This is a genomic window from Methylibium sp. Root1272, from assembly GCF_001425905.1.
GTDB lineage: Bacteria > Pseudomonadota > Gammaproteobacteria > Burkholderiales > Burkholderiaceae_C > Methylibium.
The window spans coordinates 684,331-710,151 of record NZ_LMDY01000001.1 but is presented as its reverse complement, the minus strand read 5'-3'; the positions used below and the strand labels follow the sequence as shown (position 1 = coordinate 710,151).

At 69.6% G+C, this 25,821-nt stretch carries 25 protein-coding genes and 1 riboswitch; of the genes, 9 read left to right on the top strand and 16 right to left on the bottom strand.

Annotated features, from left to right (window positions below; all coding sequences use genetic code 11):
- From lipA to thiC, 14 genes are all read right to left on the bottom strand, one after another.
- Positions 1-844, bottom strand: an 844-nt coding sequence (lipA, locus tag ASC67_RS03345) for a lipoyl synthase (RefSeq protein WP_056315165.1), incomplete at its 3' end; no start/stop codon positions are given.
- On the bottom strand, positions 760-1,023 hold the full coding sequence (locus ASC67_RS03340; RefSeq protein ID WP_056315043.1) for a hypothetical protein: 264 nt from the start codon (positions 1,021-1,023) through the stop codon (positions 760-762). The genes lipA and ASC67_RS03340, both read right to left, overlap by 85 nt.
- A gap of 13 nt (positions 1,024-1,036) precedes the next feature.
- Positions 1,037-1,780 (bottom strand): lipoyl protein ligase domain-containing protein, encoded by a 744-nt coding sequence (locus tag ASC67_RS03335; protein ID WP_235566201.1) that lies wholly within the window; start codon positions 1,778-1,780, stop codon positions 1,037-1,039.
- Positions 1,781-1,799: 19 nt separating this feature from the next.
- Positions 1,800-2,915 carry an acetoin dehydrogenase dihydrolipoyllysine-residue acetyltransferase subunit gene (locus ASC67_RS03330; RefSeq protein WP_056315039.1) on the bottom strand — a complete coding sequence of 372 codons (1,116 nt, stop codon included), beginning with the start codon at positions 2,913-2,915 and terminating at the stop codon, positions 1,800-1,802.
- Positions 2,915-3,928 (bottom strand): alpha-ketoacid dehydrogenase subunit beta, encoded by a 1,014-nt coding sequence (locus ASC67_RS03325; protein ID WP_056315037.1) that lies wholly within the window; start codon positions 3,926-3,928, stop codon positions 2,915-2,917. The genes ASC67_RS03330 and ASC67_RS03325 overlap by 1 nt, the downstream gene beginning before the upstream one ends.
- 47 nt (positions 3,929-3,975) lie before the next feature.
- The gene (locus tag ASC67_RS03320; protein WP_056315036.1) at positions 3,976-4,962 is read right to left on the bottom strand and encodes a thiamine pyrophosphate-dependent dehydrogenase E1 component subunit alpha; all 987 of its coding nucleotides are present in this window, start codon (positions 4,960-4,962) and stop codon (positions 3,976-3,978) included.
- 15 nt (positions 4,963-4,977) lie between these two features.
- Positions 4,978-6,033, bottom strand: a complete 1,056-nt coding sequence (locus tag ASC67_RS03315; RefSeq protein ID WP_056315033.1) for an ATP-NAD kinase family protein — start codon at positions 6,031-6,033, stop codon at positions 4,978-4,980.
- Between the two features lie 218 nt (positions 6,034-6,251).
- Entirely contained in the window at positions 6,252-6,761 is a 510-nt protein-coding gene (gene tpx, locus ASC67_RS03310; RefSeq protein WP_056315032.1) for a thiol peroxidase, read from the bottom strand.
- A gap of 90 nt (positions 6,762-6,851) precedes the next feature.
- Positions 6,852-7,340: a DUF1097 domain-containing protein gene (locus tag ASC67_RS03305; RefSeq protein WP_056315030.1), complete on the bottom strand. Its 489-nt coding sequence runs from the start codon at positions 7,338-7,340 to the stop codon at positions 6,852-6,854.
- 259 nt (positions 7,341-7,599) lie between these two features.
- On the bottom strand, positions 7,600-9,198 hold the full coding sequence (thiD, locus tag ASC67_RS03300; RefSeq protein WP_056315027.1) for a bifunctional hydroxymethylpyrimidine kinase/phosphomethylpyrimidine kinase: 1,599 nt from the start codon (positions 9,196-9,198) through the stop codon (positions 7,600-7,602).
- Complete coding sequence (locus ASC67_RS03295) at positions 9,195-10,076, bottom strand: thiazole synthase (protein WP_082535794.1); 882 nt, start codon at positions 10,074-10,076, stop codon at positions 9,195-9,197. Before ASC67_RS03295 ends, thiD begins: the two co-directional genes overlap by 4 nt.
- 52 nt (positions 10,077-10,128) lie before the next feature.
- On the bottom strand, positions 10,129-10,362 hold the full coding sequence (gene thiS / locus ASC67_RS03290) for a sulfur carrier protein ThiS (RefSeq protein ID WP_082535793.1): 234 nt from the start codon (positions 10,360-10,362) through the stop codon (positions 10,129-10,131).
- Positions 10,359-11,441, bottom strand: a complete 1,083-nt coding sequence (locus ASC67_RS03285) for an FAD-dependent oxidoreductase (RefSeq protein WP_056315025.1) — start codon at positions 11,439-11,441, stop codon at positions 10,359-10,361. Before ASC67_RS03285 ends, thiS begins: the two co-directional genes overlap by 4 nt.
- Positions 11,442-11,446: 5 nt before the next feature.
- Positions 11,447-13,333 carry a phosphomethylpyrimidine synthase ThiC gene (thiC, locus tag ASC67_RS03280; RefSeq protein ID WP_056315023.1) on the bottom strand — a complete coding sequence of 629 codons (1,887 nt, stop codon included), beginning with the start codon at positions 13,331-13,333 and terminating at the stop codon, positions 11,447-11,449.
- Between the two features lie 74 nt (positions 13,334-13,407).
- Positions 13,408-13,511, bottom strand: a riboswitch (TPP riboswitch).
- Between the two features lie 413 nt (positions 13,512-13,924).
- On the opposite strand from thiC, the gene ASC67_RS03275 reads away from it, so the two are divergent.
- The 4 genes from ASC67_RS03275 to ASC67_RS03260 all read left to right on the top strand — a co-directional run bounded on the left by ASC67_RS03275 (position 13,925) and on the right by ASC67_RS03260 (position 19,316).
- Positions 13,925-15,925, top strand: coding sequence for a sigma-54-dependent Fis family transcriptional regulator (locus ASC67_RS03275; RefSeq protein WP_056315021.1), 2,001 nt, complete (start codon positions 13,925-13,927; stop codon positions 15,923-15,925).
- A 110-nt stretch (positions 15,926-16,035) separates the two neighbouring features.
- The gene (gene phaR / locus ASC67_RS03270) at positions 16,036-16,626 is read left to right on the top strand and encodes a polyhydroxyalkanoate synthesis repressor PhaR (RefSeq protein WP_156466634.1); all 591 of its coding nucleotides are present in this window, start codon (positions 16,036-16,038) and stop codon (positions 16,624-16,626) included.
- 64 nt (positions 16,627-16,690) lie between these two features.
- Positions 16,691-18,106: a 30S ribosomal protein S12 methylthiotransferase RimO gene (gene rimO, locus ASC67_RS03265; RefSeq protein ID WP_235566200.1), complete on the top strand. Its 1,416-nt coding sequence runs from the start codon at positions 16,691-16,693 to the stop codon at positions 18,104-18,106.
- 7 nt (positions 18,107-18,113) lie between these two features.
- Positions 18,114-19,316, top strand: a complete 1,203-nt coding sequence (locus ASC67_RS03260) for a cystathionine beta-lyase (protein ID WP_056315019.1) — start codon at positions 18,114-18,116, stop codon at positions 19,314-19,316.
- On the opposite strand, the gene smpB is transcribed toward ASC67_RS03260, so the two are convergent.
- Positions 19,313-19,780 carry an SsrA-binding protein SmpB gene (smpB, locus tag ASC67_RS03255; RefSeq protein ID WP_056315017.1) on the bottom strand — a complete coding sequence of 156 codons (468 nt, stop codon included), beginning with the start codon at positions 19,778-19,780 and terminating at the stop codon, positions 19,313-19,315. The genes ASC67_RS03260 and smpB overlap by 4 nt on opposite strands.
- A 29-nt stretch (positions 19,781-19,809) precedes the next feature.
- Between smpB and ASC67_RS03250 the strand changes: the two genes are divergently transcribed.
- Positions 19,810-20,271 (top strand): type II toxin-antitoxin system RatA family toxin, encoded by a 462-nt coding sequence (locus tag ASC67_RS03250; RefSeq protein ID WP_056315014.1) that lies wholly within the window; start codon positions 19,810-19,812, stop codon positions 20,269-20,271.
- Positions 20,258-20,578: an RnfH family protein gene (locus tag ASC67_RS03245; protein WP_056315013.1), complete on the top strand. Its 321-nt coding sequence runs from the start codon at positions 20,258-20,260 to the stop codon at positions 20,576-20,578. The genes ASC67_RS03250 and ASC67_RS03245 overlap by 14 nt, the downstream gene beginning before the upstream one ends.
- Here the strand turns inward: ASC67_RS03245 and ASC67_RS03240 are convergent.
- On the bottom strand, positions 20,562-21,059 hold the full coding sequence (locus tag ASC67_RS03240) for a DUF4124 domain-containing protein (protein ID WP_056315011.1): 498 nt from the start codon (positions 21,057-21,059) through the stop codon (positions 20,562-20,564). The two genes, ASC67_RS03245 and ASC67_RS03240, sit on opposite strands and share 17 nt — an antisense overlap.
- Positions 21,060-21,208: 149 nt before the next feature.
- On the opposite strand from ASC67_RS03240, the gene guaB reads away from it, so the two are divergent.
- The 3 genes from guaB (at position 21,209) to guaA (ending at position 25,639) form a co-directional block, all read left to right on the top strand.
- Positions 21,209-22,678, top strand: coding sequence for an IMP dehydrogenase (guaB, locus tag ASC67_RS03235; protein ID WP_056315009.1), 1,470 nt, complete (start codon positions 21,209-21,211; stop codon positions 22,676-22,678).
- A 75-nt stretch (positions 22,679-22,753) separates the two neighbouring features.
- The gene (locus tag ASC67_RS03230) at positions 22,754-24,010 is read left to right on the top strand and encodes an MFS transporter (RefSeq protein WP_082535792.1); all 1,257 of its coding nucleotides are present in this window, start codon (positions 22,754-22,756) and stop codon (positions 24,008-24,010) included.
- A gap of 24 nt (positions 24,011-24,034) precedes the next feature.
- Positions 24,035-25,639 (top strand): glutamine-hydrolyzing GMP synthase, encoded by a 1,605-nt coding sequence (gene guaA, locus ASC67_RS03225; RefSeq protein ID WP_056315004.1) that lies wholly within the window; start codon positions 24,035-24,037, stop codon positions 25,637-25,639.
- The last annotated feature ends 182 nt before the right edge of the window (positions 25,640-25,821 follow it).

The window sequence follows — 25,821 nt, the reverse complement described above, 5'->3', positions numbered from 1 at the left end:
CCTCGAAGCGCTTGAAGGCCTCCGGCGTCACGTAGCGCCGCACCGGCAGGTGGTGCCCGCTGGGCGCCAGGTACTGCCCGATGGTGATCATGTCGATGTCGTGTGCGCGCATGTCGCGCATGACCTGCAGGATCTCCTCGTCGCTCTCGCCCAGCCCGACCATGATGCCGCTCTTGGTCGGCACGCCKGGGGCGAAGGCCTTGAAGCGCTTGAGCAGGTCGAGGCTGAACTGGTAGTCCGAACCGGGCCGGGCCTCCTTGTACAGGCGCGGGGCGGTCTCGAGGTTGTGGTTCATCACGTCCGGCGGAGCGGCYTTCAGGATCTCCAGCGCGCGGTCGGCGCGGCCGCGGAAGTCGGGCGTGAGGATCTCGATGCGGGTGGCCGGCGAGAGGGCCCGCACCTGGCGGATGCACTCGACGAAGTGGGCCGCGCCGCCRTCRCGCAGGTCGTCGCGGTCGACGCTGGTGATGACCACGTAGCTGAGCTTGAGCGCGGCGATGGTCTTGGCCAGGTTCAGCGGCTCTTCGGGGTCGAGCGGGTCGGGGCGGCCGTGGCCGACGTCGCAGAACGGGCAGCGCCGGGTGCACTTGTCGCCCATGATCATGAAGGTGGCGGTGCCCTTGCCGAAGCATTCGCCGATGTTGGGRCAGCTGGCTTCCTCGCAGACGGTRTGGAGCTTGTGCTCGCGCAGGATCTGCTTGATCTCGTAGAAGCGGGTGCTGGGGCTGCCGGCCTTGACGCGGATCCACTCGGGCTTCTTCAGCACCTCCGCGGCCACCACCTTGATCGGGATGCGCGCCGTCTTGGCCTGTGCCTTCTGCTTGGCCAGCTGGCTTCCTCGCAGACGGTATGGAGCTTGTGCTCGCGCAGGATCTGCTTGATCTCGTAGAAGCGGGTGCTGGGGCTGCCGGCCTTGACGCGGATCCACTCGGGCTTCTTCAGCACCTCCGCGGCCACCACCTTGATCGGGATGCGCGCCGTCTTGGCCTGTGCCTTCTGCTTGGTGAGCGGGTCGTAGGTCATGACAAGCTCCGTGTCAGCACAGCACCATGCTGGAGCTGGCGCTCTGTTGCAGCAGCCTCACGACATGCGGCGGCGTGATGCGGCGGCGCGTGCCGCCGGCCGGTACCGGGCCGCCGGCGCCGCGGGCGAGGTTGGTGATGGCATCGCTGCGGTAGACGCGGTCGCTGCGGATCTCGGCCTCGAAGGCATTCGCATGGCGGGTCAGCGTGTCGAGATCGGCATCGACCAGCAGGCAGGCATGGGCGAGCACGATCTGCTCGGATGCGCTGGCGCGCCGCCAGTATTGCGCGGTGCCGGCGACCTTGCGACCATTCACCGCGAGGTTGTAGCGGCCATCGCAGAACGAACCCGACACCGCCTGCGGCGTCGCGACGATGCCGAAGGTGGCTGCGCTCGCCTGCAACAGGCGGCACAGCGCCATGTACACCGCATCGGCGGCGGAACCCATGGCGGCGTGGGTGCGCCACGCCAGGCTGAGGTTCACCATGCCCGGCCCCTGCGGGACCAGTCCACCGCCCGAGCAGCGCAGCTGCACCGGCAGGCCCTGCGCTGCAAAGCTGGCACAGGCGGCCTCGAAGCGATCGAAGCGCTTGTAGGAGGCCGGCACCACGAAACCGGGTGTCGCCTCCCACACGTGCGCCACCGCCACGCCCTCGGCCGCGCGTTGCAGCAGCGCCTGCTCGATGGCCACGCCATCGCTGTCGGCGGGCGCGCCGTCGAGCAGGGTGAACGGGCGCCGTACCGACGGTTCGACCATCGGTGCGGCGTGGTGCGACTCAGCCGCCCACATGCTGCTTGAGCAGCCGGTTGACGTCGTTGGCCCGTTCCATCTGGACCATGTGGCCGGCGTCGTCGAACACCTCCACCGTCGCGCCGGCCGGGGCGTTGCCGGCATGGGCAGCCGGCACCACCTGGTCGTCGCGACCCCAGACCACGAGCACCGGCTTGCCGGTCGACTCGAGCTGCAGGCCGGGCTGCGAAGCCTGGCGCCCGGCTGCGAACAGGCCACGACCCAGCGCGGCCAGCACCTCGCTCACACCATCGAGACGCTTGTACTTCAGCACGTCGTCGATCATCTGGCGGCTCACCAGTCCCGGGTCCTTGAACAGCTGCTCCAGCACCGGCTTCAGGTCACGGCGCGACGCGGCGTTGGCGAAGCCCTCGGTGTAGCCGTTGTTGATGTCCGGGCCGAGGCCGGCGCTGGCGATCAGGCCCAGCGACACCACGCGCTTCGGGTGCGACAGCGCGAGCTGAGACGCGATCGCGCCGCCCATCGAGTGGCCGACCACGTGCGCCTGAGCGACGTCGATGACCCCCATGAAGCGCGCGACGAAGTCCGCCAGCGCCTCGATGCTCGTGCCCGGCAGCTTGGCGTCCGACTGGCCGTGACCGGGCAGGTCGAGCGCGATCACCGGGTTCTTCTCGCCGATGGCGTCGATGTTGAACAGCCAGTTGTCCAGGTCGCCGCCGTAGCCGTGGATGAACAGCACCGGGGTGCCGTCTTCCGCGCCCTTGCGGGCGTAGCGGATGCGGGTGCCGTCGACATCGGCGTACAGGTAGGCCGGCCCGGCGTTGGCCTCGTCGTCCTCGTCGGCCGCGGGCATCACGTAGGCTGCGATGTAGGCGTCGATGTCGGCATCGCTCACGTCGCTGCCACCCATCACGCCGAGCAGGGCCTTCACCGGCAGCAGTTCACCGTCGTTGGCCACCTTGCGGCGCAGCACGCCGGGGTCCGGCGCCTCGACCGCATTGGCGATCTTGTCGGTCTCCACGTCGAGGATGGGCGTGCCCACCTCGATCTCGTCACCCACGTCGACCAGCCAGGCGACGACGGTGCCTTCGGACATCGACAGGCCCCACTTGGGCATGACGATGGGGGTGATGCCAGCCATCAGTGCTTCCCCTTCATCGTGCGGCGCACGGCGTCGGCCACCTGGGCGGCCGACGGGATGTACAGGTCTTCCAGCGTCGGCGAGAACGGCACCGGCACGTGCGGCGGCGACACCAGCTCGATCTGGGCCTTCAGCGCGCCGAAGGCCTGCATCGCGACCTGGGCCGCCACATCGGTGCCGATGTTGCAGCGCGGGCTGGCTTCGTCGACGCAGATCAGGCGGCCGGTCTTCGTGACGCTGTCCAGCACCGTGTCCATGTCGATCGGCGACAGCGAACGCAGGTCGACGATCTCGACCTCGACGCCTTCCTTGGCCAGCGTGGCGGCCGCGTCGAGCGAGCGGTGCACCATCAGCCCGTAGGTCACGATGGTGGCGTGCTTGCCGTCGCGGACCACGTTCGCCTCGCCGAACGGGATGGCGTACGAGGCCTCGGGCACGTCGCCTTCCATGCCGTACAGGTTCTTGTGTTCGCAGAAGATCACCGGGTCGTTGTCGCGGATCGCCTGGATCAGCATGCCCTTGGTGTCGTAGGGCGTGCTCGGGCACACCACCTTCAGGCCGGGGATGTGGGTGAACAGCGGCGTCAGCATCTGGCTGTGCTGGGCGGCGGCGCGGAAGCCCGCGCCGACCATCGCGCGGATGACCACCGGCGTCTCGGCCTTGCCGCCGAACATGTAGCGGAACTTGGCGGCCTGGTTGAAGATCTGGTCGAAGCACACGCCCATGAAGTCGATGAACATCAGTTCGGCGATCGGGCGCATGCCGCAGGCGGCCGCACCGACGGCCGCACCGACGTAGGCGCTCTCGGACAGCGGGGTGTCCATCAGGCGGTCGCCGTGCTTGGCGTACAGGCCCTTGGTTACGCCGAGCACGCCGCCCCACGCATCCATCTCGCCCTGGCCGCCGGCGCCGCCGACGATGTCTTCGCCGAGCATGATCACCGAGGGATCGCGCGTCATTTCCTGATCAATCGCCTCGTTGATCGCCTGCTTCATGCTGATTTTTCTGGCCATGAAATGTCTCCTGGGTCTGTTCGGGTATCTTGTGGTGGACGCGCGCGTCAGTACGACACGTACACGTCGGTCAGCAGGTCGGCGGCGGTGGGCAGCGGGGCGGCCTTGGCCTGCTTCACGGCGTCCTCGATCAGCGCGGCCACTTCCTTGTCGATCGCCTCGAGTTCGGCAGCGCTGATCACACCGGCCTTCGTGACGTGCGCCTTGAACTTCAGCAGGCAGTCCTGGTTGGTGCGGATGTCGTCGAGCTCGCCCGGCGCGCGGTAGGTCTGCGCGTCGCCTTCGAAGTGGCCGTAGAAGCGGACCATCTTCACTTCGAGCAGCGAGGGGCCGCCGCCTTCACGGGCGCGCTTGATCACTTCACCGGCGGCCTCGTAGACCGCGAAGAAATCGGTGCCGTCCACCGTGATGCCGGGCATGCCGAAGCCGGAGGCGCGGTCGACGTAGCTGTCCACCGCCGTGCCGTAGTCGCGCGAGGTCGATTCGGCGTAGCCGTTGTTCTCGACCACGAAGATCACCGGCAGGGTCCACACCGCGGCCAGGTTCAGGCTCTCGAGGAAGGTGCCCTGGTTGGAGGCACCGTCGCCGACGAAGCAGATGCCGACCTCGTTCTTCTTGCGGAACTTGGCCGCCAGCGCGGCGCCGCAGATCAGCGGGGCGCCGGCGCCGAGGATGCCGTTGGCGCCCATCATGCCCTTGGACAGGTCGGCGATGTGCATCGATCCGCCCTTGCCGTTGCCGCAGCCGCCCGATCTGCCGTAGATCTCCTTCATCATCGAGACGACGTCCACGCCCTTGGCGATGCAGTGGCCATGGCCGCGGTGCGTGGAGGCGATGCGGTCGCCGTCGCCCAGGTGACTCATGATGCCGACGCCGCCTGCCTCTTCACCGGCATACAGGTGCACGAAGCCGGGGATGTCGCCGCGGCTGAAGTCCACGTGCAGTCGTTCCTCGAAATCACGGATCGTGCGCATCGAGCGATAGCACTTCAGCAGCGCTTCCTTGCTCAGAGGGAACGGGTTCTTGCCTGCCATGGTGTTGTCTCCTATCTAGGCTGGGTGGGTCATGAGGCGGAACAGGCCTTCGCTCGCAGCGAGCTGCATGCAACGGGCCACGTCCACCGTGGGGAAAGCGTTCTCGCGCAGCGTGATCTGCACGCGGTCGCCGGCGTCGAAGGTCAGCTCGCGCTCGCCGTCGAGCGCCACCACCCCGGCGTCGAGCGCCACGGTGAAGGGCTGGCCGGCCGGCATGGTTTCCCAATGCGCGATGCCGACCGGGCGCACCATGCCCGGCGCGATCGGCGCCAGCAGCTGGAGCTTGCGTGTTGCCGGGTCTTCGCTGAGCTGGATGGCCAGGCCGCCCGGGTCGCGCCGGCCGACCGGCTGCAGCAGCCCGCCGATGGCCGACAGGCCGATCGCCTGCGGCTCGGCGAAGGTCAGGTAGGCGGCGGTCAGGCTCTCGGTCTTCCAGACCGCGCGGGCGCCGATGAACCGGTCGGTCGAGATCACCGCATCGACCAGCGCGATGTCGCGCCGCTCGCCTTCGTTGATCGACACCTCGAGCAGCTTGTTCGGCATCAGCGCCTGCGCGTCGCTCAACTGGCCCGAGGCATAGAGGCCGACCGCGATGCCGGTGATGGTCGACTCGCGCATCTCGGGGAAGGCGTTGTTGGTGCCGGTGGACAGCCCGGCGATCGGGATGTCGGCACATTCGCGCACCACCGCGCGGTGGGTGCCGTCGCCGCCGAGCACGACGATCGCCCGCACGCCGGCCGCGCGCATCAGGCGCGCCGCAGTGAAGGTGTCGTTCACCGTCGTCGTCGGTTCCATGTCCAGGAACTCGAGCTCGGGGAAGGCGTGGTGCATCTCGTGCTCGCGCTTGAGGTTGCGCGTCAGCATGGCGCGGATGCCGCCGTTGTCCGGCATCATCAGGACCTTCTTCACGCCCATCGCCCCGGCGGCGCTCATCACCCGCATCACGATGCTCACGCGATCGGTGATCTGCAGGTTGCCGGCGTTCGCGATGATGCGGCGGATATCGCGCGCCGACACCGGGTTGGCGATGATGCCGATGCAAGGCGCCGGGGTCGCTCCGGGAGCGGACATTCGGAAGTCTCCAGATTTGGTTATGCGGCCTTCAGCGCAAGCCGCGTGCCATGCCGGGGTTGCTGACGCTGATCGGGCTGCAGCCCGCGCCAATGCTGGCTTTGCCCTGCAGCGGTGCGGTCCGGCGCAGACGCTGCGGCGTCGCAGCGAGACAGGTGTGACAGGCCCGATGCGACAGCCGTCGCGCCGGCGCATCGGTCGCGCTCGGCGGCTTCGGGTCAGCAGCTTCGGGTCAGCGCGGCGGCGGCCAGCGCGTAGTCGGGCTCGTCGGTGATCTCGCGCACGAGCTGCGCATGCAGCACGCGGTTGTGGCCGTCGAGAACCAGCACCGCGCGCGCAGTCAGGCCCTTGAGCGGGCCGCTGACGATGTCGACGCCGTAGGCACGCGCGAAATGCGGGCTGCGAAACAGCGACAGCGCGACCACGCGGTCGAGCTGGGCCGCGTCGATGCGGCTCTGGGTGGCGAACGGCAGGTCGTGCGAGATCGACAGCACCACGGTGCCGGGGGCCTGGCGCGCGTGGTCGTTGAAGCGGCGCAGCGATGCGGCGCAGGTCGGCATCTCCAGGCTGGGCACGATGCTCAGCAGCTTGCGCTGCATGCCGAACTGCTCGAGTCCGACGTCGACCAGGTCCTTGCCCGTCAGCGTGAACCTGGGGGCCTCGTGGCCGACCACCGGCAGGTGGCCTTCGGTGTAGACGGGGGTGCCCTTGAGGGTCAGGCGCGTCACGGGCGGTCTCCGGAGGGGCGGGGAAGCCGCAGCGGCCGGCACGCCGTCGTGCCGCCGCCGCGGGTTGTCATCGAGCGATGCCGGCGCGGCTCAGGCCGGTGCCTTGGCGGTCATCGCCTGGCCCATGCGCTCGGAGATCAGCCCCATCACGGCGCCGCACACGATGGACACGAGCACCCAGCCCAGCTTGCCGTCGAGCGGCGCGCCGGCACCGAAGAACGACGCCGCGCCGATGAAGGCGCCGGGAATGAAGCTGAACAGGTCGACCTTCGACAGCTGGCACAGCGCCCAGCCCAGCACCGCGAGCAGCAGGCTGAAGATCAGCAGGCCCACGCCCTGCACGCCACCGCCGAGCTGGCCGTTGAGCCAGACGATCGCCGCCGAGATCAGCGTGCCGGCGAAGGCGCTGGCGATCGCCTTCACCAGGCCGGCCTTGCCGCCGCCGGCAGCGTAGAACGACGCCCAGGTCAGGAAGGTGATCCAGGTCATCACCTTGGGCTCCAGGTAGCCGAGCGTGGCGAAGCACCAGATGCCGACCCAGAGGCCGACGCTGAGCGAGATCGCGTTCAATGCATTCATATGGTTTGTCTCCTTGGGGTGGATGCACTCGTTCGTCGACCCACGGGGGCGCGGGCCGCACCTGTCTGTCTGCAGGCGGGCTGAAGGTGCAATCGCCATGCCCATGGCCAACGCGACAACAGCCCCGGGTGGCAGGCGCGCTTTCGTGGTGGCGCCACCACAATCTCGCCCTTGCGGGCGGCCCGCCGCGGCGCACGGCGGGCCGGTGTCGCACCGGCGCATCGGTGCGAGACACACCTGTCGCAGCGACGCGCGTCGCTCAGGACGGCGGGGGTGCGACGCTCGCGGCGAGTGAAGGGTGCGGCAGCGCGGGCACCGGCGACGGTGTGGCGGCCTGCCGGCCGGCCTGCAGCGCACGCTGCAGCTGCGGCAGCACGCGCGCCGGATCGTCGCCCAGCACGCGCACCGCACACACGCCGTCGGCGCCGCAACGCGCGGCCGCTTCCACCTGCTCGGGGGTCAGGATGCCGCCGATCGCGACCACCGGCAGGCCGGCCATCGCGCACCACCAGGCCAGGTTGTCCAGGCCCTGGGGTCGCCACGGCATGGCCTTGGTCAGCGTGGGCCAGACGGGGCCGCAGGCGACATAGCAGGGCGCCATCGAGCGCGCACGGGCCAGCTCCCACAGGCTGTGCGAGCTGATGCCGAGCGCCAGCCCGCTGGCCCGTAACCGCGCGCGGCCGTCGTCGCCGAGCGCCAGCAGGTCCTCCTGGCCCAGGTGCACGCCGAAGGCGCCCAGCTCGGCAGCGAGCTGCCAGTGGTCGTTGACGAACAGGCGCGCGCCGGCCTCACGGGCGGCGGCGATGCTGCGCTGCAGGGCCGTGCGCAACGCGGCTTGCCAGGCCGCGTCGGGGGCAGCGGGCGTCTTGATGCGCAGCTGCAGCGTGCGTGCGCCGGCGGCCAGCACCTGCTCCGCACGCGCGGCGCTGTCGACGATGGCGTAGAGGTCGAGCGAGGCGCGCGGCGCGTCCGGCTCGCCGGGCGGGGCGAACGTCGGCGATGCGCCCCAGGACAGCCAGGGCAGCAGGCTCGCGTCGGCGGCGAAGCCGGATGTGGCCCGCACCGGGCCGCGACCCGCGCCGGCCGGGTGGCCGTGGCGCAGCGCGTGGCCGGTCGCCATCTTCGCCAACACCACTGCGTCGGCCGGCACGAAGCCGAGCGCCAGCGCCGCCGCCGCGCTGGTGGCGAAGGTGCAGCCGCTGCCATGGTGGTGCTCGGTGGCGATGCGCGGCGCGGCCAGCCAGCCGTCGGCCTGCTCGGTGGCCATCAAGTCCAGCACCCGGCCGTCCAGGTCGGCGGCGTCGCCGCCGGTGATGCAGACCGCCTGCGCGCCACGGCGGCGCAATTCGAGGGCCTGCGTCGGCAAGCCGGCTAGGCCTGCCTCGGGCTGGCCCAGCAGCGCCGCGGCCTCGCGGCGGTTGGGCGTGATCAGCGTCGCGCGTGGCAGCAGCAGCTCGCGGTAGGCGGCGAGCATCGACGCGTCGGCGAAGGCGGCACCGGTGCTGGCCGCCAGCACCGGGTCGACCACCAGCGCGACCGGATGGCGGCGCCGCAGCCGGTCGATCCAGTGCGCGACGAGGCGCACGTGCTCGACGCCGCCGAGCAGGCCGGTCTTCACGACCTGCGGCGGCAGGTCGTCGGCCAGCGCCTGCAGCTGCGCCTCGAGCGCGAGTGGCGATACTGGCTCGATGCGCGTGACCGCCAGCGAGTTCTGCGCGGTGACGGCCGCCACCACCGGACAGAGATGCACGCCGAAGGCGTCGGCTGCTCGCTGGTCGGCGCTGAGGCCGGCGCCGCCACCGCTGTCGGTGCCGGCGATGCTCCAGACGACCGGGCGCGCCGCGTGGGCCGCCGTCATGGCGTGGCCGGCCGCAGGGCCTGAGCGTCGGCGGGCGGGTCCGGCAGCGTGAAGGGCTGGCCGGTGACCGGCGTGCTGGCAACCGCGAAATCCTGGCGCGCCATGACGCCGGCGCGCCAGGCGGCGCGGCCGCCCTCGATCGCCAGGCGGAAGGCGCGTGCCATCGCCACCGGTTCGCGGGCGTGCGCGACGGCGGAATTGAGCAGCACCGCATCGAAGCCCAGCTCCAGCGCCTGCGCGGCATGCGAGGGCGCGCCGAGGCCGGCGTCGATGATCAGCGTGGCGTCGGGCAGGCGCTCGCGCAGCGTGCGCAGCGCGAACGGGTTCAGCAGGCCCTGGCCCGAGCCGATCGGCGCGCCCCAGGGCATCAGCAGCGGGCAGCCGGCGTCGAGCAGGCGGCGGCAGGTGACGAGGTCGTCGGTGCAGTAGGGAAAGACGGTGAAGCCGTCGCGCACCAACTGCGCGGCGGCGGCCAGCAGCTCGAACGGATCGGGCTGCAGCGTGTGCTCGTCGCCGACCACCTCGAGCTTGAGCCAGGGCGTGTCGTAGAGCTCGCGTGCCATGTGCGCCAGTTGCACGGCCTCGCGTGCGGTGCGGCAGCCGGCGGTGTTGGGCAGCAGGCGCGCGCCGGTGTCGCGCAGCGTCTGCCGGATCGTGGCGATGTAGCCGTTGTCGCCGGCGGCCGCGAGCGTGCGCTTGAGGCCGACGGTGACGACCTGCGTGCGGGCCGCCAGCAGCGCGCCCTGCAGCACGACCGGGGAAGGGTAGCCGGCCGTGCCGAGCAGGAAGCGGCTGTGCAGGCGCACGCCGCCGACCTGCCAGGGGTCGTCTTCGGCCATGTCGGCGGGCGGGGGGGCGCCCAGGGTCGCTTGGAGCATGGGGAGGTCCTCGTGGGAAAACGTCGTGTGGACGGACGCCCGGTCGGTCGGCTCAGCCGCCGACGATGGGCTGGAACAGCAGGATCTCGTCGCCGTCCTGCAACACGTGGCCGGCGCGCAGGGCACGGGCGACGAACTCGCCGTTGACGGCGGTGGTGATGGCCTCGGGCGCGTGGCCGAGCAGGCGCAGCAGGTCGGCCAGCGTGCTGCCGCGTGCGAGCCGGCAGCCGCGGCCCTCGAGGTGCACCGTCACCATCGCGTCCTTGTGTGCTGGCAGGCCGCTCATCGCTCGATCTCCGGTCCGGGCAGCGCCGCGTCGGCGCGCAGCCGTGCCCAGGCGGCCAGTGCATCCTCCACCAGGGCCGGCGCCAGCAGCCAGCCGTGGCGGAACAGGCCGTTGAGGGCCACCCTGTGCGGCGTGACTTCGGTGTGCGGCTGGTTGTCGGGCAGCGCGGGACGCAGGTTGCGATCGAGCCGCAGGATGCGAGCCTCGGCCAGCAGCGGCATGACGCTGTGCGCGGCCGCCATCAACTCGACCGCGCTGCGCAGCGACATCGGCGAGCGGTCCTCGCTCTCGATCTCGGTCGCGCCGAGCAGCACGATGTCGCCCGGCCGTGGCACCAGGTAGACGCGGTGCCGTGGATGCAGCAGCCGCACCGGCCGCAGCAGGCCGTGGCCGGGCGCATGCAGCCACACCGTCTCGCCGCGCACGCCGCGCAGCGGCAGCGTGGGGCGGGCGCCGAGGCCGCGCACGTCGAACACCGAGTCGAAGCGTCGCCAGCCGGACTCGGCGCCGTCGACCTGCAGCGCGCCGTCATGCAGCATGGTGACGCGGCAGCCCCAGTGCCACTGCACGCCGGGGGCATGGTGGTAGAGCGAGAACATCGCCTTCACCGGTTCGATCTGTGCCTCGCCGGGCAGCAGCCAGGCATGGCCGGGCGGCTGCAGCGAGGGCTCCATGTCGGCCAGCTGCGGCGCCGACAGCGGTGACGCGGTTGCGCCGGGAGCCGCGGACAGGCGCGCCAGCACGCGCTGTGCCGCGGCGAGGTCGTTGCGATGAGCGAGCAGCAGGCTGCCGAGCTGGCCGAAGGCGGGCGGATCGGGCAGCACGGCGACGATGTCGCGCCACAGCGAGATCGAGCGCCACCCGAGCGCCGCGATCTCCGGGCCGGCGTTGTCGAGTTCCGCCAGCGGGCTGAGCATGCCGGCCGCGCTGAAGGCCGCGGCGCCCTGGCCATCGAAGCGCGGCTGCGGGCCGGGCGCCGGATCGAACACGCTGACGCGGTGGCCTGCGCGCGCGAGCCGCCAGGCCAGCAGCCGGCCCAGCAGGCCGGCGCCGGCGATGCCGAGATCGAGCAAGGGCATGGCGTTCAGCCCCTGTCGACGGCCAGCGGGATGTAGATCTCGCCGCCGGCCTGCCGGAACTGGCTCGATTTCTCGGCCATGCCGGCCCCGAGCGCCTGCGTCTCGCTGACGCCGCGCTGCGCGGCGTAGTCGCGCACCTCCTGGGTGATCTTCATCGAGCAGAACTTCGGCCCGCACATCGAGCAGAAGTGCGCCACCTTGCTGGCGTCCTTGGGCAGGGTCTCGTCGTGGAAGTCGCGCGCGGTGTCGGGGTCGAGAGAGAGGTTGAACTGGTCCATCCAGCGGAACTCGAAGCGCGCCTTGGACAGTGCGTCGTCGCGGGCGCGGGCGCCGGGGTGGCCCTTGGCGACATCGGCCGCGTGCGCGGCGATCTTGTAGGCGATGATCCCCTGCTTCACGTCCTCGCGATCGGGCAGCCCCAGGTGCTCCTTGGGCGTCACGTAGCACAGCATCGCGGTGCCGAACCAGCCGATCATGGCCGCGCCGATGGCGCTGGCGATGTGGTCGTAGCCGGGCGCGATGTCGATCGTCAGCGGCCCCAGCGTGTAGAACGGCGCCTCGTGGCAGTGCTTGAGCTGCTCGTCCATGTTGGCCTGGATCATGTGCATCGGCACGTGGCCCGGGCCTTCGATCATGGTCTGAACGTCGTGCTTCCAGGCCACCTGGGTCAGCTCGCCCAGCGTGCGCAGTTCGGCGAACTGCGCCTCGTCGTTGGCGTCGGCGGCCGAGCCGGGGCGCAGGCCGTCGCCGAGCGAGAAGCTCACGTCGTAGGCCTTCATGATGTCGCAGATGTCCTCGAAGTGCTCGTAGATGAAGCTCTCGCGGTGGTGCGAGATGCACCACTTGGCCATGATCGAGCCGCCACGCGAGACGATGCCGGTGCGGCGGTCCGCGGTGAGGTGGATGAAGGGCAGGCGCACGCCGGCGTGGATGGTGAAGTAGTCGACGCCTTGTTCGGCCTGCTCGATCAGCGTGTCGCGGAAGATGGACCAGGTGAGGTCTTCGGCCACGCCGCCCACCTTCTCGAGCGCCTGGTAGATCGGCACGGTGCCGATCGGCACCGGCGAGTTGCGCAGGATCCAGTCGCGCGTGGTGTGGATGTTGCGGCCGGTGGACAGGTCCATCACGTTGTCGGCGCCCCAGCGGATCGCCCACACCAGCTTCTCCACTTCTTCCTCGATGCTCGACGTGACGGCCGAGTTGCCGATGTTGGCGTTGATCTTCACCAGGAAGTTGCGGCCGATCGCCATCGGCTCCACTTCGGGGTGGTTGATGTTGGCCGGGATGATGGCGCGGCCGCGCGCCACCTCGTCGCGCACGAACTCGGGCGTGACGATGGCGGGGATCTGCGCCCCCATCGGGTTGCCGCGCAGGCGCTGCTCGCGCGAGGCATCGCCGAGGTACTCGCGCATCCACTCGCGCTTGCCGTTCTCGCGCAGCGCCACGTACTCCATCTCCGGCGTGACGATGCCGCGTCGCGCGTAGTGCATCTGCGTCACGTTGGCGCCGGCCCTGGCACGGCGCGGCGGGCGCTGCAGCGCGGCGGCGTCGAGGCGCAACTGCTCGATGCGTTGCGCCTCGCGATCCTCGTGCTTCGCGCCGTCGTCCAGCGCCTGGTGCAGGCGGCCGGCATAGACCTCGGTGTCGGCGCGCGCGTCGAGCCAGGGCGTGCGCACACTGGGCAGGCCGCGCTTCACGTCGATGGCGACGCCGGGCTCGGTGTACGGCCCCGAGGTGTCGTACAGCGAGACCGTCTCGCCGTTGGTCAGCGTCACTTCGCGCATCGGCACGCGCAGGTCGCTGCGCGAACCTTGCAGATGGGACTTGCGCGAGGCGGGGAAGGGCTCGCGCGTCAGCGAGAGCAGGGTGGCGATCTTGTCGGGGGCGTTCATCGAGGGGCTCCTTCGTGAGAGTGGTTGCTCCGAAGGTCGCCCCATGAAGACGCCCACCCGGGAAGGGGTGACGCCGCTGGAGTGAGAGCTCTTCTTCCGCCGGTACTAACCGGTTCAAGTTCGCGGGTTCGGATAACCGTCTCAGCACGCAGAACTGCGTGCACCCCGGAGCAGTCTTCATTGTGGAAGCCGGCGTGAGCGACTGTCAATGCAGGGCGGCGATGAAATTCCATCGAGCCGTTTGTGCGCCCGCGAACGCGCTGCGACATGTGTCGCAGACAGAGGCCGGAATGCGACATGTGTCGCAGCATTTCCGGGTGCGGGAACGGCTTGTCGTGAGGCCCGCGCAGGAGAACGACCGTGACGCCACCGATGGAACGCGGACGGGCATGCCGCGTGCTATTCCAGGGGCGGTCGCTGCAGCGCGTGCAGCGGCCGCCGGTGTGTCCGGGACGCGCTTTTCGCGTGGCGCGCCCCATGAATCCCGGGGGTTTCCGCTGTGGCACGGGCCACGGCGGTCGGGTGATCATCGAACAAGAAGAAGAACTTCAGCCAGCGCAAGCCAACGGCAGAAGCTATCGGAGGTGACGAATGATTTCTGAGCGCACGCAGCACATCGACAACGTGGTGTCGGTTGTCACCAACCCCATCGACGAGGCCTCCGAAAAGAGCCGGGTCTACAAGTCCTGGGCCCGCTGCGTCAACGACTACGGGCTCGACCCCTCGCGGCCGACCCCGGCGCGCATCCTGCCGTCGCAGGAGGTGCGCGAGCACCAGCAGCAGATCGAGGAATTCCTGCGTGTCGCGCGCTCCGGCATGGAAGACATGTACCGGCGCGTGGCCGACCTCGGCTACATGCTGCTGCTGACCGACGCCGCCGGCATCACCGTCGACTACATCGGCAACCCGGCCTGGGACAGCGAACTGCGCGCCGCGGGCCTCTACCTCGGCGCGGACTGGAACGAGGCTCACGCCGGCACCTGCGGCGTCGGCACCTGCCTGATCGAGCAGACCCCGATCACCTGCCATCAGGCCGAGCACTTCGACGCGACGCACATCGGGCTGACCTGCACCACCGCGCCGCTGTTCGACCCGAACGGCAAGCTGCTGGCCGTGTTCGACGTGTCGGCCTTGCGCTCGCCGCGCGCGAAGGACAGCCAGCACCTCGTGTTCCATCTCACGTCGATGTACGCGCAGATGATCGAGGACGCGAACTTCCTGCGCCACTTCCGCAAGAACTGGATCCTGCGTCTCGGCAAGTCCTGCGGCCTGGTCGACGTGTCTGGCGACACCATGCTGGCCTTCGACGACGACGGCCTGATCGTCGGTGCCAACACCGGCGCGCGCGCCAAGCTGTGGCCGTCGGCGCGCGGCCGCCAGGGCGGTGCGCTGGTCGGCCGCTCGCTGTCGGAGGTGTTCGCCACGCCGATGGAAGCCATCTGGCGCATCGCACGGGCCGGCACCGGCCTTGACGTGTCGGTCACCTGCTCCGAGCCGCGCGAGCACTACTACGCGACGGTGGTCGCGCCGCGCGAGAAGGGTGCGCTGACCTCGCTGCTGACGGATCGGCCGGTCGCGGTGTCGACCGTGGCGCGGTCGTCCGACAGTTTCCCGGCGCTGGACCGGCTGGCCGGCGGCGACCCGGCGATGGACCGCCTGCTGGTGCAGGCCAAGCGCCTGGTGGACCGCAAGGTCAACATCCTGATCCACGGCGAGACCGGTTCCGGCAAGGAGGTGTTCGCCAAGGCGCTGCACGAGTCGAGTTCGCGCGCGCGCATGCCCTTCGTCGCGGTCAATTGCGCGTCGATCCCCGAGTCGCTGATCGAGAGCGAGCTGTTCGGCTACACGCCGGGCAGCTTCACCGGCGGCAAGAGCAAGGGCATGAAGGGCCTGATCCTGCAGGCCCACGGCGGCACGCTGTTCCTCGACGAGATCGGCGACATGCCGCTGCACCTGCAGACGCGCTTCCTGCGCGTGCTGTCGGAATCCGAGGTGCTGCCGCTGGGTGCCGAGCGGCCGATCCCGGTCGACTTCACCGTCGTCGCCGCGACCCACCGCGACCTGCGCGATCGCGTGGCCGCGGGCACCTTCCGCGAAGACCTCTATTACCGCCTGTGCGGCGCGACGATGTCGCTGCCGGCACTGCGCGAGCGCGCCGACAAGCGCTACCTCATCGAGTCGGTCTTCAACGACGAGGCCAAGGGCCTGACCGAGCATGCCGGCATTTCCGCCGAGGCGATGGAACTGCTGCTGACCTACAGCTGGCCGGGCAACATCCGCGAGCTGCGCAACGTGCTGCGCTTCGCGCTGGCGATCAGCGGCGACGGGCCGGTGACGGTCGATGACCTGCCGCAGGAGATCGGCATGCAGCGCCTGGGCCATGGCCGGCCGCTGCAGTTGCAGGCACGGCTGGGCGATGAAGGCATCGCGATGGCGGCGGGCGGTGACGACATCGACGCCGAGCGGCTGCTCAGCTCGCTCAAGCGCAACAAGTGGAACATCACGCTGGCCTCGCAGGATCTGAAGGTCTGCCGGGCCACGGTCTATCGGCAGATGAAGCGCTTCAAGATCACGCCGCCGAACCACCAGTAGCTCGCCAGCGACCGCCCACCGCACTTTTTTGCTGCGGCGCGGCGGGAAAACCCTCCGGGGCCGCTGGCGGCCGCCTCCTAGAATGGGAATCCTTCTCAGGAGAGGATCCCATGACGCAAGCGAAAGTCCGGTCTCCGCGCAGCACGACGGCCCCGGCCGACGAAGCCCCGGACGCCGCCGGCAGCCTTCGGATTCTGAAGAAGTACCCGAACCGGCGCTTGTACGACACCCAGACCAGCGGCTACATCACGCTGGCCGACGTGCGGCAGATGGTCCTCGACAACGAGAGCTTCGTCGTGCGCGACGCCAAGACCGGCGAGGACCTGACGCGCAGCATCCTGCTGCAGATCATCCTGGAGGCCGAGACCGGCGGCATGCCGATGTTCACGACGCCGGTGCTGGCGCACATCATCCGCCTGTACGGCCACACGATGCAGGGGCTGCTGGGTTCCTACCTCGAGAAGAACATCCAGGCCTTCACCGAGATGCAGAGCCGTTTCGCGGAACAGTCGGGCCTGAGCACCGGCAAGGCCTACAGCCCCGAGCTGTGGGCGCAGTTCATGAACGTGCAGGCGCCGATGATGCAGGGCCTGATGAGCAGCTACCTCGACCAGTCGAAGAACCTGTTCGTGCAGATGCAGGAGCAGATGCACAAGCAGACCGAGAGCCTGTTCTCGGCGACCACCGGCGCCAAGAAGTAGCCGCAACCGGCCCGCCCTGGCGCGCCGCGACGCCGGTTCGACCCGGATCGGCGAAAATCCATCGATGACCCAGACTGCTGCCGCGGCATCGACCGCCCTGACCTCGGGCGATGCCGCCTCCCGGAACATCCCCAAGATCGGCTTCGTGTCGCTCGGCTGCCCCAAGGCGCTGACCGATTCGGAGTTGATCCTCACGCAGCTGCGCGCCGAGGGCTACGACACGTCCAAGAGCTTCGCCGGTGCCGACCTGGTGATCGTCAACACCTGCGGCTTCATCGACGACGCGGTGAAGGAGAGCCTCGACACCATCGGCGAGGCACTGGCCGAGAACGGCAAGGTCATCGTCACCGGCTGCCTGGGTGCCAAGGCGGGCGAGGGCGGCGGCAACCTGGTACGCCAGATGCACCCGAGCGTGCTGGCCGTGACCGGGCCGCACGCGACGCAGGAGGTCATGGACGCCGTGCATGTGCACGTGCCCAAGCCGCACGACCCCTTCGTCGATCTGGTGCCGGCCTATGGCGTGAAGCTCACGCCCAGGCACTACGCCTACCTGAAGATCAGCGAAGGCTGCAACCACCGCTGCAGCTTCTGCATCATCCCCAGCATGCGCGGCGACCTGGTGTCGCGGCCGATCGGCGACGTGCTGAACGAGGCGCGCGCGCTGTTCGAGTCGGGCGTGAAGGAACTGCTGGTGATCAGCCAGGACACCTCGGCCTACGGCGTCGACGTGAAGTACCGCACCGGCTTCTGGGACGGCAAGCCGGTGAAGACGCGCATGACCGATCTCGTGGAGCGCCTCGGCGAACTCGCCGAGCCCTTCGGCGCCTGGGTGCGGCTGCACTACGTCTATCCCTACCCGCACGTCGACGAGATCCTGCCGATGATGGCGGCCGGCCGCGTGCTGCCCTACCTGGACGTGCCGTTCCAGCATGCTCACCCCGACGTGCTCAAGCGCATGAAGCGGCCCGCCAACGGCGAGAAGAACCTCGAGCGCCTGCAGCGCTGGCGCGAGGCCTGCCCGCAGATCGTGGTGCGCTCCACCTTCATCGCCGGCTTCCCCGGCGAGACCGAGGCCGAGTTCGAGCACCTGCTCGACTTCATGCGAGAGGCCCGCATCGACCGGGCCGGCTGCTTTGCCTATTCGCCGGTCGACGGCGCGAGTGCGAACGAGCTGGCCGGAGCCTTGCCCGACGCCGTGCGCGAGGAGCGCCGGGCGCGCTTCATGGCGGTGGCCGAGGCGGTGTCGGCCGAGAAGCTGCGCGAGCGCGTCGGCGCCGAGATGCAGGTGCTGATCGACGCCGCGCCGGCGCTCGGCAAGAAGGGCGGACGAGGCCGCAGCTATGCCGACGCGCCCGAGATCGACGGCGTGGTGCACCTGCTGCCGCCGCTGAAGGCCTCGAAGCAGTTGCGCGTGGGCGAGTTCACGCGCGCCCGCATCGTCGGCACACAGGGCCACGACCTGGTGGGCCAACCGCTGTGAGTCGCGGATGAGCGGCGGCAGCGACGGCGGGCGGCGCGGGGACGATCCGCTCACCACCGGCCTGATCCACCACCCCTACGAGCCGCCGGCCGGCTTCGGCGCGGTGCCGCCGGCGGTGCACAAGGCCTCGACGGTGATCTTCCGCAACGTGGCGGCCCTGCGCGCGCGCAGCTGGAAGGAAAAGACCGGCTACACCTATGGCCTGCACGGCACGCCGACCACCTTCACGCTCGAGGAACGCATCGCGACGCTCGAGGGCGGGCGGCACACCTTGCTGGCACCCAGCGGGCTCGCGGCGATCGTGCTGGTGAATCTGGCCTTGCTGAAGTCGGGCGACGAGGTGTTGCTGCCCACCAATGCCTACGGTCCGGGCAAGGAAGTCGCTCGGCAGGAGCTGGCGCGCCTCGGGGTCACGCACCGGCTGTACGACCCGCTGGATGCCGCGGCGCTGGCCGGGATGATCGGGCCGCAGACGAAGCTCGTCTGGATCGAGGCCGCGGGGTCGGTGACGATGGAGTTCCCCGACCTGGCCGGCCTGGTGGCGGCCTGCCGGGCGCGCGGCGTGACGACCGCGCTCGACAACACCTGGGGCGCTGGCGTCGCCTTCGCGCCCTTCGAGCAGGGCGTCGACATCTCGGTGCACGCGCTGACCAAGTACCCGTCGGGTGGCGGCGACGTGCTGATGGGATCGGTGACGACACGCGACGAGGCGCTGCATCAGCGCCTGACGATGACGCACATGCGCCTGGGCCTGGGCGTCGGTGCGAACGACGTGGAGTTCGTGCTGCGCTCGCTGCCGACGCTGGCGCTGCGCTATGCCGCGCACGACGCCGCCGCGCGCCGCCTGGCGGCTTGGTGGCAGAACCGGCCCGAGATCACCCAGGTGCTGCATCCCGCGCTGGCCGGTGCCCCCGGCCATGCGCACTGGGTCAGCTGCTGCCGCGCGGCGGCAGGGCTGTTCGCGGTGGTTTTCGATGCGCGCTACGCGGTGGCGCAGGTCGACGCCTTCGTCGATGCGCTGCGACTGTTCAAGATCGGCTATTCGTGGGGCGGGCCGGTGAGCCTGGCGGTGCCCTACGACCTGGCCGCACTGCGCGGACCGGTGGGAGCGGGGCAGGGCACGCTGGTGCGTTTCTCGGTCGGGCTGGAAGCCGCGGAGGATCTGCAGGCCGACCTCGAACAGGCCCTGGCCGCGTTGACAAGTCCCTAGGCGTCCTTGCGCGGGCTGCTGATCTTGTGCCGCATCAGCTGACCCTTCTCACGCTCCCAGTCGCGCTTCTTCTCGGTCTCGCGCTTGTCGTGCAGGTCCTTGCCCTTCGCCAGGGCAACGTCGGCCTTCACGCGCCCGCCCTTGTAGTGCAGGTTCAGCGGCACCAGCGTGTAGCCCTTCTGCTCGACCTTGCCGACCAGACGACGGATCTCGTCCTTCTTCATCAGCAGCTTCTTGGTCCGGTCGGCCTGCGGATGGACGTGGGTGGACGCGGTGCGCAGCGGGTTGATGCGGCATCCGATCAGGAACAGCTCGCCGTCCTTGATGACGACGTAGCCGTCGGTCAATTGCACCTGGCCGGCGCGGATGGCCTTCACTTCCCAGCCTTCGAGCACCATGCCGGCCTCGAACTGCTCCTCGATGGTGTAGTTGAAGCGGGCCTTCTTGTTGTCTGCGATGGCCATGAAGCCTCTCAATAGAATCTCTTCATTGTATGAAGCACGTCAAGAAGTCCGTTCTGCTGTGGTACTCGGCGCAGGAGATGTACGCGCTCGTCACCGACATCCCCGCTTACCCGCAGTTCCTGCCGTGGTGCGACCGCACCGAGGTGCTCGAGTCGAACGAGGGCGGCATGACGGCCCGTCTGCACCTGGCCTATCACGGCGTCCGCCATGCCTTCACCACCCGCAACGAGCACGTGCCCGGCCAGTCGGTCGTGGTCTCGCTGGTCGACGGGCCGTTCTCGCAGCTCGAGGGTGTGTGGCAGTTCGTGCCGCTGGGCGCCCCGGCCGACGACAGCGCCGCACCGCGGGCCTGCCGCGTCGAGCTCGACCTGCGCTATGCCTTCAGCAGCCTGACGCTGGAGGCGGTGGTGAGCCCGGTGTTCGACCGCATCGCCAACACCCTGGTCGATTCCTTCGTCAAGCGCGCCGAGCAGGTGCATGGACCGCGCTGAGGGCCGGGTCTTGCGGGTCGAGGTGGCCTACAGCCCGCGCGGGCGCGCGGTCGACCTCAGCGAAGTGGTGCTGGCCGAAGGCAGCACCGCGCTGCAGGCCCTGCGGGCCAGCGGCCTGCTCGAGCGGCACCCGGAGATCGACCGGACGGTGCTGCGTGTCGGCGTGTGGGGGCGTCTGTGTCCGACGGACGAGTTGCTGCGCGAAGGTGACCGGGTGGAGGTCTACCGCCCCCTCACGGTCGATCCGAAGGAGGCGCGGCGCCTGCGCTACCGACGCCAGCGCAGCCGGCTCAACGGCACTCGGTGACCATCGCCTGGCGGGTCTGCTCGACCTCGCGGGCGCGGGCGGCGTCGTCGAGAATCTCGCGCTCGCCCTGCGCGTTGGTGCGGGCGATGCGCTGGCCGCTGTCGAGCGAGCGCATGTAGGTGCGGGCGCGGTCGCAGTTCTGCGCCTTCTGCTGGGCGACGCGCGCCTCGTCGGCGCGGCGCTTGGCGGCCTCTTCCTGCTCGGCCTGCTTGCGCTTGGCCTCGAGCGCGGGGTCGCTGGCGCTGGCCGCAGCGGCCGGTGCGGACGCCGCGCTGGCGGCGGGCTGCACGATCACCGGCGCTGCGCTCACCGGTCGCTGAAGGATGTCTTTTGCCGGCGTGCCGGAGGGCGGCGGCAAGTCGCTGTACTGGACCTGGCCGCGGCCGTCGCGCCACTTCCATTGCGCCTGCGCCGGCAGGCAGGCGATGAGCGCGCAGGCGCCGAGCAGGGCGCCGAGCCAGCGGGTGGTGAATGCGGTCATGGCCCGAGTTTAGCGGCCGACCCGCGAGCGACCGTGGCGCCGGTGGGCAGCGGTGCAGTAGCCGGCGGCAACGAGCGTGCATTCCTCACGCCGGAACGTCGCGAAGGGCGGCCTCCGTATAATCTGCTTTTGCGACTGGAGCTTTTCCCATGCGCCTTCTCGGCAAAGCACTCACCTTCGACGATGTGTTGCTGGTGCCTGCCTTCTCCCAGGTCCTGCCGCGCGACACCAGCCTGGCGACGCGCCTGTCCCGCAACATCACGTTGAACCTGCCGCTGGCGTCCGCCGCCATGGACACCGTGACCGAGGCGCGCCTCGCGATCGCGTTGGCGCAGGAGGGCGGCATCGGCATCGTCCACAAGAATCTCAGCCCCAAGCAGCAGGCCGCCGAGGTCTCGCGTGTCAAGCGCTACGAGTCGGGATTGTTGCGCGACCCGATCACCATCTCATCGGGCGTTCGGGTCCAGGACGTGATCAACCTGTCGCGTCAGCACGGCATCTCCGGTTTCCCGGTGGTCGACGACGGCAAGGTGGTCGGCATCATCACCGGCCGCGACCTGCGCTTCGAGACCCGGCTGGATGCGCCGGTGCGCGAGATCATGACGCCGCGCGAGCGCCTCATCTCGGTCAACGAGGGCGCCACGCTCGAGGAAGCCAAGGCGCTGATGCACCGCCACAAGCTCGAGCGCGTGGTGGTGGTGAATGCCGCCAACGAGCTGCGCGGCCTGTTCACGGTGAAGGACATCACCAAGCAGACCAACTTCCCGAACGCCGCGCGCGATGCCCAGGGCAAGCTGCGCGTCGGCGCTGCGGTCGGTGTCGGCGAGGGCACCGAAGAGCGCGTCGAGGCGCTGGTGAAGGCCGGCGTCGATGCGATCGTCGTCGACACCGCCCACGGCCACAGCAAGGGCGTGATCGAGCGCGTGCGCTGGGTCAAGAAGAACTATCCGCAGGTCGACGTGATCGGCGGCAACATCGCCACCGGCGAGGCGGCGCTGGCGCTGGCCGAGGCCGGCGCCGACGGCGTGAAGGTCGGCATCGGGCCGGGCTCGATCTGCACCACCCGCATCGTCGCCGGCGTCGGGGTGCCGCAGATCACCGCGATCGACAACGTGGCCACCGCGCTCAAGGGCAGCGGCGTGCCGCTGATCGCCGACGGCGGCATCCGCTACTCCGGTGACATCGCCAAGGCCCTGGCCGCCGGCGCCAACACCGTGATGATGGGCGGCATGTTCGCCGGGACCGAGGAAGCGCCGGGCGAGATCGTGCTGTACCAGGGCCGCAGCTACAAGAGCTATCGCGGCATGGGCTCGATCGGCGCCATGCAGCAGGGCAGCGCCGACCGCTACTTCCAGGACAACACCGGCGCCAACCCGAACGCGGACAAGCTGGTGCCCGAAGGCATCGAGGGCCGCGTGCCCTACAAGGGCTCGGTGATCGCCATCCTGTTCCAGATGGCCGGTGGCCTGCGCGCCTCGATGGGCTACTGCGGCTGCGCCTCGGTGGACGAGATGCGCGCGCGCGCCGAGTTCGTCGAGATCACCTCGGCCGGCATCCGCGAGAGCCACGTGCACGACGTGCAGATCACCAAGGAAGCGCCGAATTACCGCGCCGATTGAACCGACACGGCGGCGCGCCGGGTGCGCGCCGACCCGTGGCGCCCGCGCCGATGGCGGGCTGGAAAGACCGAGCCGATGACCTCCCCGCCGCGGGCCCGTGTAGCGGCCATGCCCTTCATCCTGATCACGGTGCTGATCGACATGGTGTCGATCGGCCTAATCATTCCCGTGCTGCCCCTGCTGGTCGGCAGCTTCACCGGTTCGCCGTCCGACACCGCGTTCTGGTTCGGCGTGGTCACCTTCGCCTTCGCGATCGCGAACTTCTTCGGCTCGCCGATCCTCGGTGCGCTGTCCGACCGCTACGGCCGCCGGCCGGTGCTGCTGATCGGCTTCTGCGGCCTGGCGCTCAACTTCTTCTTCACGGCGCTGTCGACGGCGCTGTGGATGCTGATCGCCGTGCGCCTGGTCGGCGGGGCCATGCAGGCCAATGCCGCGGTCGCCAATGCCTACGTCGCCGACATCACGCCGCCCGATGAGCGCGCGCGGCGCTTCGGCCTGCTGGGCGCGATGTTCGGCCTGGGCTTCATCCTCGGGCCAGTGCTGGGCGGGCTGCTCGGCGCGATCGACCTGCATCTGCCGTTCTACGTGGCGGGCACGTTGGCCCTGGTGAACTGCCTGTACGGCTGGTTCGTGCTGCCCGAGTCGCTGCCGGTCGAGCGCCGGCGCGAGATCGACTGGAAACGCGCCAACCCATTCACCGCTCTCAAGGACCTGTCCGAACTGAAGGGCGTGGGCTCGCTGGTGGCCGTGCTGGCGCTGTCGGGGCTGGTGCAGTTCACGCTGCACATCACCTGGGTGCTGTACACGACCTACAAGTTCGGCTGGGGGCCGTTGGAGAACGGCTGGTCGCTATTCGCGGTCGGGCTGATGTCGGCGCTGGTGCAGGGCGTGCTGCTGGGCCGGTTGCTCAAGCGCTTCAGCGCGCAGCGGCTGGCGGTGACCGGCCTGGTGTCCTCGAGCCTGGCCTATGTCTGCTGGGGCCTCGCGAGCGAGGGCTGGATGATGTACGTCGTGATCGCGTGCAACGTACTGGGCTTCGGTGTCACGGCCTGCCTGCAGAGCATCGTGTCGAACGCCGCCGACCCGCGCACCCAGGGACAGACGATGGGCGCGGTGTCGTCGCTGAACAGCCTGATGGCCGTGGTGGCGCCGGTGATCGGTGCGCCGCTGCTCGGCCTAGTGTCGCATCTGCCGCAGGGCGACTGGCGCATCGGTACGCCCTACTACTTCTGCGCCGCGCTGCAGGCCACGGCCATGCTGCTGGCGCTGCGGCATTTCCGCGCGCAGCGCGGCCTGCGTGGCGCGACCGTCGCGACCGAATCTCCCGTCTGATCGAACCGTCTCGAGCCTTCCACCATGCACGACAAGATCCTCATCCTCGACTTCGGCTCCCAGGTCACGCAGCTGATCGCACGGCGCGTGCGCGAGGCCCATGTGTACTGCGAAATCCATCCGAACGACGTGTCGGACGAGTTCATCCGCGAGTTCGCACCGAAGGGCATCATCCTGTCGGGCAGCCATGCCAGCACCTACGAGGCGCACGACCTGCGCGCCCCGCAGGCGGTGTGGGACCTGGGCGTGCCGGTGCTCGGCATCTGCTACGGCATGTTCACGATGGTGGTGCAGCAGGGCGGCGAGGTCGAGGCCAGCGCGCACCGCGAGTTCGGCTACGCCGAGGTGAGGGCGCATGGCCACACCCGGCTGCTGCAGGGCATCGAGGACTTCAGCACCCCCGAAGGCCACGGCATGCTGAAGGTCTGGATGAGCCATGGCGACAAGGTCACCAAGCTGCCGCCCGGCTTCAAGCTGATGGCCAGCACGCCGAGCTGCCCGATCGCCGGCATGGCCGATGAATCGCGCGGCTACTACGCGGTGCAGTTCCACCCCGAGGTCACGCACACGGTGCAGGGTCGAGCGTTGCTGGAGCGCTTCGTGCTCGAGATCGCGAAGGCGCAGCCCGACTGGGTGATGAAGGATCACGTCGCCGAGGCGGTGGCGGCGATCCGTGCGCAGGTCGGAGACGAGGAGGTGATCCTCGGCCTGTCCGGCGGTGTGGACTCCAGCGTGGCGGCGGCGCTGATCCACCGCGCGATCGGCGACAGGCTGACCTGCGTCTTCGTCGACCACGGCTTGCTGCGCCTGAACGAAGGCGACATGGTGATGGAGATGTTCGCCGGCAAGCTTCACGCGAAGGTGGTCCGCGTCGATGCCAGCGAGCTCTTCATGCGCGAGCTCGCCGGCGAGGCCGACCCCGAGGCCAAGCGCAAGATCATCGGCCGGCTGTTCGTCGACGTCTTCAAGGCCGAGGCCGCGAAGCTCAAGGCGAGCGGCGCGGGGCACCGCGGCGCGACCTTCCTCGCGCAGGGCACGATCTACCCGGACGTCATCGAGTCGGGCGGCGCCAAGACGAAGAAGGCCACCACGATCAAGAGCCACCACAACGTCGGCGGCTTGCCCGAGCAACTCGGCCTGAAGCTGCTCGAGCCACTGCGCGACCTGTTCAAGGACGAGGTGCGCGAGCTCGGCGTGGCGCTCGGGCTGCCGCCCGACATGGTCTACCGCCACCCCTTCCCGGGCCCCGGCCTGGGCGTGCGCATCCTCGGCGAGGTGAAGAAGGACTACGCCGACCTGCTGCGCCGCGCCGACGCGATCTTCATCGAGGAACTGCGCAACACCGTCGACCCGGCCTCCGGCAAGACCTGGTACGAGCTCACCAGCCAGGCCTTCGCGGTCTTCCTGCCGGTCAAGAGCGTGGGCGTGATGGGCGACGGCCGCACCTACGACTACGTGGTGGCGCTGCGCGCGGTGCAGACCAGCGACTTCATGACCGCCGACTGGGCCGAACTGCCCTATGCGCTGCTGAAGCGCACCTCGGGCCGCATCATCAACGAGGTGCGCGGGATCAACCGCGTGACCTACGACGTGAGCAGCAAGCCGCCAGCGACGATCGAGTGGGAGTAGGGCGGTCTGCAGCGAGGGGGCTTCGTCGCACGGCAGCTTTGCCTCGTCAGATCGGATCGGCGCGGGGTTGACAACGACTTGCGGTGATGCCTCGATTGAATATAAGATAACGCGAATTATTATCATTCGCGCTATTCTTGGCCGAACCATCCCATGGATTCATCTGCCGTCCGCCTTTGGGC

Bases quoted from the DNA above. Each gene is read 5' to 3' on its own strand.
- ASC67_RS03295 (WP_082535794.1), bottom strand. From the start codon at position 10,076: ATGCTCCAAGCGACCCTGGGCGCCCCCCCGCCCGCCGACATGGCCGAA.
- smpB (WP_056315017.1), bottom strand. From the start codon at position 19,780: ATGGCCATCGCAGACAACAAGAAGGCCCGCTTCAACTACACCATCGAG.
- ASC67_RS03320 (WP_056315036.1), bottom strand. From the start codon at position 4,962: ATGGCAGGCAAGAACCCGTTCCCTCTGAGCAAGGAAGCGCTGCTGAAG.
- phaR (WP_156466634.1), top strand. From the start codon at position 16,036: ATGACGCAAGCGAAAGTCCGGTCTCCGCGCAGCACGACGGCCCCGGCC.
- ASC67_RS03285 (WP_056315025.1), bottom strand. From the start codon at position 11,441: ATGCCCTTGCTCGATCTCGGCATCGCCGGCGCCGGCCTGCTGGGCCGG.
- ASC67_RS03340 (WP_056315043.1), bottom strand. From the start codon at position 1,023: ATGACCTACGACCCGCTCACCAAGCAGAAGGCACAGGCCAAGACGGCG.
- ASC67_RS03330 (WP_056315039.1), bottom strand. From the start codon at position 2,915: ATGGCTGGCATCACCCCCATCGTCATGCCCAAGTGGGGCCTGTCGATG.
- ASC67_RS03315 (WP_056315033.1), bottom strand. From the start codon at position 6,033: ATGTCCGCTCCCGGAGCGACCCCGGCGCCTTGCATCGGCATCATCGCC.
- ASC67_RS03335 (WP_235566201.1), bottom strand. From the start codon at position 1,780: ATGGTCGAACCGTCGGTACGGCGCCCGTTCACCCTGCTCGACGGCGCG.
- ASC67_RS03250 (WP_056315014.1), top strand. From the start codon at position 19,810: ATGAAGCACGTCAAGAAGTCCGTTCTGCTGTGGTACTCGGCGCAGGAG.
- rimO (WP_235566200.1), top strand. From the start codon at position 16,691: ATGACCCAGACTGCTGCCGCGGCATCGACCGCCCTGACCTCGGGCGAT.
- guaB (WP_056315009.1), top strand. From the start codon at position 21,209: ATGCGCCTTCTCGGCAAAGCACTCACCTTCGACGATGTGTTGCTGGTG.
- ASC67_RS03260 (WP_056315019.1), top strand. From the start codon at position 18,114: ATGAGCGGCGGCAGCGACGGCGGGCGGCGCGGGGACGATCCGCTCACC.
- thiC (WP_056315023.1), bottom strand. From the start codon at position 13,333: ATGAACGCCCCCGACAAGATCGCCACCCTGCTCTCGCTGACGCGCGAG.
- ASC67_RS03240 (WP_056315011.1), bottom strand. From the start codon at position 21,059: ATGACCGCATTCACCACCCGCTGGCTCGGCGCCCTGCTCGGCGCCTGC.
- guaA (WP_056315004.1), top strand. From the start codon at position 24,035: ATGCACGACAAGATCCTCATCCTCGACTTCGGCTCCCAGGTCACGCAG.
- thiD (WP_056315027.1), bottom strand. From the start codon at position 9,198: ATGACGGCGGCCCACGCGGCGCGCCCGGTCGTCTGGAGCATCGCCGGC.
- ASC67_RS03230 (WP_082535792.1), top strand. From the start codon at position 22,754: ATGACCTCCCCGCCGCGGGCCCGTGTAGCGGCCATGCCCTTCATCCTG.
- ASC67_RS03245 (WP_056315013.1), top strand. From the start codon at position 20,258: ATGGACCGCGCTGAGGGCCGGGTCTTGCGGGTCGAGGTGGCCTACAGC.
- ASC67_RS03325 (WP_056315037.1), bottom strand. From the start codon at position 3,928: ATGGCCAGAAAAATCAGCATGAAGCAGGCGATCAACGAGGCGATTGAT.
- ASC67_RS03305 (WP_056315030.1), bottom strand. From the start codon at position 7,340: ATGAATGCATTGAACGCGATCTCGCTCAGCGTCGGCCTCTGGGTCGGC.
- thiS (WP_082535793.1), bottom strand. From the start codon at position 10,362: ATGAGCGGCCTGCCAGCACACAAGGACGCGATGGTGACGGTGCACCTC.
- ASC67_RS03275 (WP_056315021.1), top strand. From the start codon at position 13,925: ATGATTTCTGAGCGCACGCAGCACATCGACAACGTGGTGTCGGTTGTC.